Source organism: Spirillospora sp. NPDC000708, assembly GCF_040299565.1.
Classification (GTDB): domain Bacteria; phylum Actinomycetota; class Actinomycetes; order Streptosporangiales; family Streptosporangiaceae; genus Spirillospora.
Genome location: NZ_JBEPCJ010000181.1, coordinates 1 through 8,645, shown reverse-complemented (window position 1 = coordinate 8,645; position 8,645 = coordinate 1). Strand labels below are relative to the sequence as shown.

General features: G+C 74.5%; 7 protein-coding genes. 4 read left to right on the top strand and 3 right to left on the bottom strand.

What is annotated here, in order from left to right; all coding sequences use genetic code 11:
• Positions 1-161: 161 nt before the first annotated feature.
• Positions 162-1,571 (bottom strand): ABC transporter substrate-binding protein, encoded by a 1,410-nt coding sequence (locus tag ABT299_RS51705; protein ID WP_500255368.1) that lies wholly within the window; start codon positions 1,569-1,571, stop codon positions 162-164.
• A 157-nt stretch (positions 1,572-1,728) separates the two neighbouring features.
• On the opposite strand from ABT299_RS51705, the gene ABT299_RS51700 reads away from it, so the two are divergent.
• The gene (locus ABT299_RS51700; protein WP_500255367.1) at positions 1,729-3,027 is read left to right on the top strand and encodes an ROK family transcriptional regulator; all 1,299 of its coding nucleotides are present in this window, start codon (positions 1,729-1,731) and stop codon (positions 3,025-3,027) included.
• On the opposite strand, the gene ABT299_RS51695 is transcribed toward ABT299_RS51700, so the two are convergent.
• Entirely contained in the window at positions 2,952-3,449 is a 498-nt protein-coding gene (locus tag ABT299_RS51695; protein WP_500255369.1) for a hypothetical protein, read from the bottom strand. The genes ABT299_RS51700 and ABT299_RS51695 overlap by 76 nt on opposite strands.
• 55 nt (positions 3,450-3,504) lie before the next feature.
• Between ABT299_RS51695 and ABT299_RS51690 the strand changes: the two genes are divergently transcribed.
• On the top strand, positions 3,505-4,113 hold the full coding sequence (locus tag ABT299_RS51690) for a TetR/AcrR family transcriptional regulator (protein WP_190865775.1): 609 nt from the start codon (positions 3,505-3,507) through the stop codon (positions 4,111-4,113).
• Positions 4,114-4,250: 137 nt separating this feature from the next.
• Complete coding sequence (locus tag ABT299_RS51685; RefSeq protein WP_500255366.1) at positions 4,251-5,759, top strand: RtcB family protein; 1,509 nt, start codon at positions 4,251-4,253, stop codon at positions 5,757-5,759.
• Here ABT299_RS51685 and ABT299_RS51680 read toward each other — a convergent pair.
• Positions 5,749-7,197 carry an aldehyde dehydrogenase family protein gene (locus tag ABT299_RS51680; RefSeq protein WP_500255365.1) on the bottom strand — a complete coding sequence of 483 codons (1,449 nt, stop codon included), beginning with the start codon at positions 7,195-7,197 and terminating at the stop codon, positions 5,749-5,751. The two genes, ABT299_RS51685 and ABT299_RS51680, sit on opposite strands and share 11 nt — an antisense overlap.
• Positions 7,198-7,341: 144 nt before the next feature.
• Here ABT299_RS51680 and ABT299_RS51675 point away from each other — a divergent pair, with 144 nt between their 5' ends.
• Positions 7,342-8,523: an acyl-CoA dehydrogenase family protein gene (locus ABT299_RS51675; protein WP_500255364.1), complete on the top strand. Its 1,182-nt coding sequence runs from the start codon at positions 7,342-7,344 to the stop codon at positions 8,521-8,523.
• Positions 8,524-8,645 lie beyond the last annotated feature (122 nt).

Sequence of the window (8,645 nt, the reverse complement as noted above, 5' to 3'; positions counted from 1 at the left end):
CGTCCGCGAACTGGGCGCGGTCGCGGGCCCGGCGCCGGGGCGCGCGGGCGGGGCGGGGGCCCCCGGCGGCCCCCGCACCGCCAGGGCGCCCTCGCCGGCCGCCCGCCGCGCCGCCCGCCCGTGCCGCTTCGGGCGTGACGTCGGCGGAGGTCATCGGCCGGTCACTTGCCCATCTGCTGCTGGGCCGCTTCCAGCTTCGACTTGATCTCGGCGTCGGTGACGGCGCGGCCCGCGGCCGCGTCGGCGAACAGCTCCTTCATCGCGGTGCCGACTGCGGTCTCGAACTGGCTCTCGGCAGGCACCTGCGGCAGCGGCGCGGCGTGCGAGGCGAGGATGTCCTTGAACACCTTGAGGTCGGCGGTGTCGAAGGCGGGGTCGTTCTGCGCGGCGGTGACCGACGGCAGCGACCCGTACGCCTTGTTGAGGATCTTCTGCTCGTCGTCGCTGGTCATGAACTTGACGAACTTCAGGGCGCCGCCGCGGTTCCCGGTGTTCTTGAAGACCGCGATGTTGATGCCGGCGACCATGGAGGTGACGGGGCGGCCGCCGGGCGGCAGGGGCGAGGGCGCCGGGATCGGGACCACGCCCCACTCGCCGGGCTTCATGCCGAGGTTGGTGAAGCCGCTGGTGGTCGCCTGCCACATGAGCATCGCCGCCTTGCCGGTGGCGAAGTCGTTGAGGGACTGGTTGGCCGAGTACTCGGCGTTGCCCGGCGCGGCGATCTTCTCGGTGCCGAGCAGCCCGACGTAGGACTTGATCGCCGCGACGGCCTGCGGGGTGGCGAACTGCGGCTTGCCGTCGGCGGTGAAGAAGTCGGCGCCGTACATCTGGCCGATGTTGAACGCGGCGTGCACGTTCTCGGGGATGCTCGCGCCCTCGACCGCGATGCCGTGCACGTTCCCCTTGGTCAGCCGGTGCCCGTCGTCGACCATCTCCTGCCAGGTCTTCGGTGGGTCGAGCTTGGCGTCGGCGAACATCTTCTTGTTGTAGTAGAGGCCGTAGGCGAGGGAGTAGAGCGGCACGGCCGCCGGGTCCTTGCCCTTCGCGCCGGCGCTGGCGAGCGCCGCGGGCACGAACCGCTGGGCCCCGCCGACCTCGGCGATCGTCTTGGCGTCGAACGGCAGCAGCCCGCCGGTCGCCTGCAGGGACGCCGACCAGGTGTTGCCGATGTTGAGGACGTCCGGGCCCTGCCCGGAGGTGGTGGCGGCGAGGATGCGGTTGAGCAGGTCCGTCCACGGGACGACCTCGAGCTTGACCTTGATCCCGGTCTGCTTCTCGAACTTGGCCAGCTCGGGGCCGAGGACGCGCTGGTCCGCCGCGATGTCGGTGCCCTGGTTGCTGGCCCAGTAGGTCAGCGTCTTCGATGAGCCGCCCCCGCCGCCGGAGGTCGTCCCGCCGCCGCAGGCGGCGGCTGCCAGCAGGAGTCCGGCGGCCCCTGCGGTGAGGGCCGTCGCGGTGCGGCGCGGCCGGCGCGCGCGCCGGCCGGGACGGGAGGTCGGTGCGGTGGCGGGCGGGTGTTCCCCGGGGGATGTCGCGCTGTGTCCGGACGCCGGTGAGGTGGGGTGGCGCATCGGCTCGGCCTTCCGCGTAGGAGTGGGGTGCGTCACTCGGGAGAGTTACGTCACACCTTATTTCACGGCGTGATCTAAGCAGTGACATAATTCCGGGGTCAAGACCTGAGAACCTTCCGGGGGACGCGGCCGCCGAGCCGCGGCGAAAGGGGGCCCGATGCCGGACCGGCGCCGCAGGACCGTGCGCGATCTGCGCCGCACCAACCGCTCGGTGCTGCTGCGCAGGCTCTACTTCGACGGCCCGCTCAGCCGCCAGGACCTGGCGCGCGAGACCGGGCTCAGCCCCGCGTCGGTCAGCAACGTCGTCGGCGAGCTGATCGAGGCGGGCCTGGTCGCGGAGGCCGGCAGCGTAGAGTCCGACGGGGGCCGACCGCGGGTGCTGCTGAAGGTCGCGGCCGGTTTCGGCCACCTGGTCGGCGTGGACGTCGGCGAGACGCGCGTGATGGTCGAGCTGTTCGACCTCGACCTCACCCAGCTCGCAAAGGCCGACCTGCCGCTCGGCGACGGCGGGCACGACGACCGCGCCGTGGCGCGGCACATCCTGGCGGGGCTGGCCGACGTCATCGGGCGCGCCTCGGTCGACCCGTCCACCATCATCGGCGTCGGGGTCGGCGTCCCGGGCGTCGTCGAGCACCGCGCGGCCGAGGGCGGCACCGAGGCGGTGGTGCACTGCCAGACGATCGGCTGGGACGGGGTGCCGCTGGAGCGGATGCTCCGGGAGGGCACCGGCCTGCCGCTGTTCGTCGACAACGGCGCGACCGCGCTCGGCCAGGCGGAGATGTGGTTCGGCGCCGGGCGGGGGCACCGCAACGCGGTGGTCGCGCTCATCGGGTCGGGCGTCGGCTCCGCGGTGATGATCGACGGCTCGCCCTACCGGGGCGCGGCGGGCAGCGCCGGCGAGTGGGGGCACACGACGTCGCGGGTCGGCGGCGTGCCGTGCCGGTGCGGGTCGCTCGGCTGCCTGGAGGCCTACGTGGGCGCCGCGGCGCTGCTGGAGCGCTACCGCGCCGCGGGCGGGCCCGCCGGCGCCGACGAGGAGACCGCGCTCGCCGGGCTGCTGGACGATCCGTCGCCGGCCGCGGTGGAGCTGCGCGCCGACATCGCCGAGCACCTCGGCGCGGGCGTCGCGGACCTGGTCAATCTGTTCAGCCCCGAGAAGATCATCATCGGCGGGTGGGCGGGGCTGCTGCTCGGCGGCCGGATGCTCGACCGGATCGTGGACGCCACCGCCCGGTACGCGCTGCGGCAGCCCTTCGCGCAGACCTCCGTCGAGCCGTGCCACCTCGGCCCGGAGGCCGTCGCGGTGGGCGCGGCGACGCTGCCCCTCGCGCACCTGCTCGACGCGGGCGGCGAGCAGGCCGCCCCGCCCGCGCCCCCGGTTCAGCCGTCGGCGGGACGGGTGGCGCGCAGGGAGTACATCAATGGGACGCGCGGGCGGCCCGCCGGCAGCCGGTAGATCGCGCCGTCGCGCTCCAGGGACGTGAAGCGCCGGAACAGCGTGTGGTCGTGCTCGTGCAGGAAGTCGACGCGGAGCCCGGCGGCGGCGAGGGCGCTGACGACCTCGCCGATCCCGTGGTGGAACTGCACCGACCGGGTGTTGCGGGTGTCCTGGTCGCCGTCGGTGTAGGTGCCGGGCTCGTCCCAGACCTGCGGCGAGGTGTCGAAGTAGTCGTAGGCGACGGTGGTGCCGTCCGCCTCGTCGAGGATGTTAGCGAACGGGTGGAAGCGGCGGCCCGCCACGTCGCCGACCTCGGCGATCTCGAAGTCGCGCAGCGCCGTCCCGCCCGCGCGGAAGCCGGCGACGTCGTAGAAGTCGCTGGCGACGTGGATGGCGACCCGTTCGTCCCACAGCGCGCGGTTGAGCGCCCGGTAGTCCATTTCCGTCACCGGACAAGGATAATGACAGGGTGACCGCCGGCCGGAAGGACGACTCATGAGCAGCGCGGAACGTCCGGTGCGCGAATGCCTGCTGGACGCCGCCGCCGCGCTCCTCGTCGAGCGCGGCTACCGGGCGGTGCGCATGCAGGACGTCGCCGCCGCGGCCGGGGTGAGCCGGCAGACCGTCTACAACGAGTTCGGCGACAAGTGGGGCCTCGCGCAGGCGGTGGTGGTGCGCGACAACGACCGCTACCTCGACGGGATCGACCAGGTCCTGTCCGAGCACGAGGACCTGTACTCGGCGGTGGTCGCGGCGGTGCTGTTCACGCTGGAGATGTCCGCCGACGACCAGCTGAAGAAGGCCGTGCTGACCGGCGCGGACGGCGACGACATGCTGCCGCTGCTGACCACGCGGGCCGAGCCGGTGCTGTTCACCGCCAGCTCCCGGCTCGCCGAGCACGCGCTGCGCCAGTGGCCGGGCGTGGACCGCGACGCGCTCGTGGAGATCGCCGACGCGGCGGTCCGGCTGACGATGAGCCACATCATGCTGCCGTCCGGCCCGCCGGAGCAGGTCGCGCACTTCGTCGCCCGGATGGTGACGAGCTACATCGGGGCCTACGGGAAAACCGGTGGCCCGGCGGAGGACCGCGCGGTACGGTCGTAACCGCCTCGCGGCTGCTGAACCCGAGGAACGAGCGGGCCCTCCGTCCCGCTCCCCCGGCCGTCGCGCCCTTCCGCGCGAACGGCCCTCTTCCCTGCGCGCGCCGTCGCGCGCCTTCCGGCAGCCCGAAGGATCCCCCTATGCCCGCACGTCAGGACCGGCGGCTCGTCCGCACCGGCGACCACTGGCTCCACCTCCCCAATCCGTACGGCGTCCCCGTCGAGATCTGCGCCGGGGACGACGTCCCGCTCGAACACGCGGCCGTCGACGAGGCGCTCGCGCTCCTGGAGACCGCCCGCACCCTGGAACGCCTCGCCGAGTCCACGCCCGGCTATGACGGCCCGGAGCCGCGCATCGCCCGCGTCGCCCTCACCCCCGACTTCCACAAGGGCGCCGGGATCCCGATCGGCACGGTGCTGGAGACCGAGCACGCGCTGCTGCCGCAGGCGGTCGGCAACGACGTCAACTGCGGGATGCGGCTGGAGGTCACGTCCCTGGACGCCGACCGCGTCCGGCCGAGGCTCGGCGCGTTGGAGCGGCGGCTGCGGCACCTGTTCTTCGAGGGCGGCCGGCGGATCGCGCTCACGCCCGTCCAGCGGGAGGCGCTGCTGCGGGACGGGCTGCCCGGCCTGCTGCTCGCCGGCGGCACGCCGTGGCAGGGCGTGCGGCCCGAGGACGCCGACGACGCCCTGGACCGCGTGCACGCGCCCGCTCTTCCGGTGGGGACGGCCGAGGCGTTCGCCGACTGGATCGGCAGCGCGGGCGGCGCCAGCCACGACAGCGTCATCGGCGGGATCGGCGGCGGCAACCACTTCGCCGAGCTCCAGTACGTGTCGCAAGTGCACGACGCGGCGGCGGCGCACGCGTGGGGGCTGGCGCCCGGAACGGTCGTGACGATGGTGCACAGCGGCTCGCTGTCCCTGGGCCATCAGGCGAACGCGACGGCCCTGGACGCGCTGCGCGCCGGCTGGCCCGGCGGCCTTCCCCGCCCGGCGAACGGGATCCTGCCGTTCCTGCTCGACGAGCGGTCCGCGCGCGCACGGCGCCGGTACCTGGACGCGTTCGGCAACGCCGCCAACTTCGCGTCCGGGAACCGGTTCTTCCTGTCGCTGACGATGCGCGCCGGGCTCGCGGCGGAGTGCGGCGGCGCGGACGCGCGGCTGCTGTACGACGCGCCGCACAACCTGTTCTGGCAGGACGGGGAGCGGGTGGTGCACCGCAAGGGCGCCACGCCCGCGGCCGGGCACGAGGCGATGGCGGGCGGCCCGTACGCGATGTGGGGCGAGCCGGTGATCGTCCCGGGGTCGATGGGCGCCGCGAGCTTCGTGCTGCGCGGGCACGGCGACCCGCGCACCCTCGCCAGCGCCTGCCACGGCGCGGGACGCCGGGTTCCGCGCGGTGCGTCGGCGCGCGGGAACGACGCGGAGCTCGACGCGTTCCTGCGCGAGTTCCGCGTCGTGACGCCGCTGGACCACCGCGATCCGATGGTCGCGCGGCGGTCGGACGTGATGGCCGCGTGGCGCCGCGACCTCAAGCAGGAGGCGCCGTGGGCCTACAAGGACATCGGGCCGGTGGTGGCGAGCCTGCGCGGCGGCGGCGTCGCGACGCCCGTCGCGGAGCTGCGCCCGCTGCTGACCGTCAAGGGGTGACGCCTCCGGGGACGTCGGTCTGCAGGTGGACGACCTTCACGGCGGTCATCTCGTCCAGCAGTTCGGGGCCGTAGCCGAAGCCCCGGCCGCTGGCCCGGCGCGGGGTGGCGGCGCCTCCGGGGGCGCCGCCGAACACCGCGTTGATCTTCACGGTGCCGGCCTTCAGGGTGCGCCAGGCGCGCTGCGCGTGCGCCATGTCGCGGGTGAGGACGGTCGCGGCGAGGCCGTAGCGGGACCGGTTCGCCCTGTCCAGGGCCTCCTCGAACGAGGCGACGGCGCGGACGGGCGCGACGGGCCCGAACGTCTCCTCCGCCATGACCGCCATCTGGTCGGTGCAGTAGTCCAGGACGGTCGCCGGGTAGAAGCAGCCGGGCCCGTCCGGGATCCGGCCGCCGGCGCGCAACCGGGCGCCGTCCGCGACGGCCTTCTCGACCTGCTCGTGCACCTGGGCGCGGTGCCGCTCGTCCACCAGTGGGCCGAGTTCGGTCGAGGGGTCGTCGCCCGGGCCGGTCCGCAGCGCCTGCGCGCGGGCGGTCAGCGCCGCGACGAAGTCCTTGGCGACCGCTCCGTGCACGTAGATCCGCTCGACCGAGGTGCAGATCTGGCCGGCGTTGGCGAAGCAGCCGGTGGCGGCCTGCTCCGCGGCCCAGGCGGGGTCGACGCCCGCGTCGACGATCAGCGGGTCGGCGCCGCCGTTCTCCAGCAGCGTCCTCGCGCCGCTCGCGGCGGCCAGTTCGGCGACGCGGCGGCCCGTGCGGGTGGAGCCGACGTGCGCGATCGCGTCGAGGTCCGGGTGGCTCGCGAGCGCCTCGCCGGTCGTCCCGTCGCCGCTGACCATGTTCACGACGCCGGCCGGCAGGGCCTCGGCGAGCAGTTCGGTGAGCAGCGCCCCGGTGTGCGGCGTCCGCTCGGACGGCTTGTGCACGACGGTGTTGCCGGTGACCACGGCCGCGCCGATGAGGCCGCAGGCGATGGCGACGGGGTCGTTCCACGGCGTGACGACCGCGACGAGCCCGAGCGGTTCGCGGGCCATGAAGTCGGCGGCGCTCCAGCCGCCCTGCAGGCTCCGGCCCCCGTGGAGCGGCCCCAGCTCGGCGTACTGGCGCAGTGTCCCGATGCCGGCCTGGACGCCGCCGAGCGCGTCGTCCGCCGGCTTGCCCATCTCCGCGGTGACCAGCGCCGCCAGGTCGTCGGCATACCGCTCGACCGCGCTCGCGGCGGCGTGCAGGGCGGCGCCGCGCGCGGCGGGCGCGGTCGTGGCCCAGCCGGGGCCCGCCCGCGTCGCGGCGGCCACCGCGGCCGCCACGTCCACGGCCGTGCCGACGGGCACCTCCCCCACCGTTTCGCCAGTCGCCGGATCGGTCACCGTGAACGCGCCGTCCCCGCCGCCGCGGCTCCACCGCGCGCCCGCCAGCGTCCACCTGTCGCCTGGTCGCATCCCGTGACCCCCCTGCCGCGCGTAAGACCTCGACCGCCGTTGACTACCCGGAGATCCGCGCTTCAATGACGGCGGGGACCTGCGTCAGTGCTCACTTACTCCATCGGCTACGGTGGAGCCCGCACGAGAGTCGAGGAGGCGCGGGTGGACTTCGATCTGCCGGAGAACGCGGCCGCGGTGCGCGAGGGCGTGCTGGCGATCGCCGGGAAGTACGACCAGGAGTACTGGAGCCGCTGCGACGCCGACAAGCGGTGGCCGGAGGAGGTCTGGCGGGAGCTGGTCCAGGGCGGCTGGCACAGCCTGGCGATCCCCGAGGAGTACGGCGGCGCGGGCCAGGGCCTGCTGGAGCTGGCGGTGGCGCTGGAGGCGCTCGCCGAGGGCGGCGCGGGCGGCGCCGCGTCGTTCATGTACCTGCTCACGCCCGCGTTCGGCGGGCTCACCATCGCCCGGCACGGCACCGAAGAGCAGAAGCGCGCGTTCCTGCCGGGGATCGCGGCGGGCGAGATCGAGACCTGCTTCGCGATCACCGAGCCGGACGCGGGCAGCAACGCGATGAACATCACCACGCAGGCCCGCCGCGACGGCGACGGGTTCGTGGTGAACGGCCAGAAGATCTGGATCTCCGGGGTGGAGCGCGCCGACCACCTGGTGCTGGTCACCCGGACGATCCCGGCCGCCGAGGCGAAGCCCCGGACGTCCGGCTTCACCGTCCTGCTGGTGGACGTCAAGCGGGCCGTCGCCGACGGCACGCTGACCTACCGGCCGATCCCCAAGCTCGGCACCAACACCGTCGCGTCCAGCATGGTGTTCCTGGACGGCGTGCGTGTCCCCGCCGACCGCGTCCTCGGCGAGGTCGACCAGGGCTTCGCCGTGCTGTGGGACATCCTCAACCCCGAGCGGATCCTCGCCGCCGCGGGCGGCGTCGGGTCCGGCGGCCTGGTGCTGAAGATCGCCTGCGACTACGCCACCGACCGGGCGCCGTTCGGCCGGCCGATCGGGTCGAACCAGGGCATCGCGTTCCCGCTCGCGCGGATCAAGGCGCAGCTGGAGCTGGCCCGGCTGATGACCTACAAGGCGGCGTGGCTGTGGGACCGGGGCCGCCCCTGCGGGTCCGAGGCCAACATCGCCAAGCTCACCGCCGCCGACGCCGCCTGGCAGGCCGCCGACCGCGCCTTCCAGACCCACGGCGGCATGGCGTACTCGCTGGAGTACCCGGTCGCCCGGATGTTCCGCGACGCCCGCATCGCCAAGAACATCCCGGTGGCCGAGGAACTGGTCCTCGCCCACATCGCCCAGCACGAACTGGGCCTCCCCCGCTCCTACTGACCGCCGGCCCGGGGGGGGGGGGGGGGGGCGGGGGGGGGCGGGGGGGGGGGTCGTTCACCGGCTGACCCCCGGGGAGGGGGCGGCGTACGGGCTGCGGGGGGCGGGCGGCTGCGCCTACGGAG

Bases quoted from the DNA above. Each gene is read 5' to 3' on its own strand.
- ABT299_RS51690 (WP_190865775.1), top strand. From the start codon at position 3,505: ATGAGCAGCGCGGAACGTCCGGTGCGCGAATGCCTGCTGGACGCCGCC.
- ABT299_RS51700 (WP_500255367.1), top strand. From the start codon at position 1,729: ATGCCGGACCGGCGCCGCAGGACCGTGCGCGATCTGCGCCGCACCAAC.
- ABT299_RS51680 (WP_500255365.1), bottom strand. From the start codon at position 7,197: ATGCGACCAGGCGACAGGTGGACGCTGGCGGGCGCGCGGTGGAGCCGC.
- ABT299_RS51705 (WP_500255368.1), bottom strand. From the start codon at position 1,571: ATGCGCCACCCCACCTCACCGGCGTCCGGACACAGCGCGACATCCCCC.
- ABT299_RS51685 (WP_500255366.1), top strand. From the start codon at position 4,251: ATGCCCGCACGTCAGGACCGGCGGCTCGTCCGCACCGGCGACCACTGG.
- ABT299_RS51695 (WP_500255369.1), bottom strand. From the start codon at position 3,449: ATGGACTACCGGGCGCTCAACCGCGCGCTGTGGGACGAACGGGTCGCC.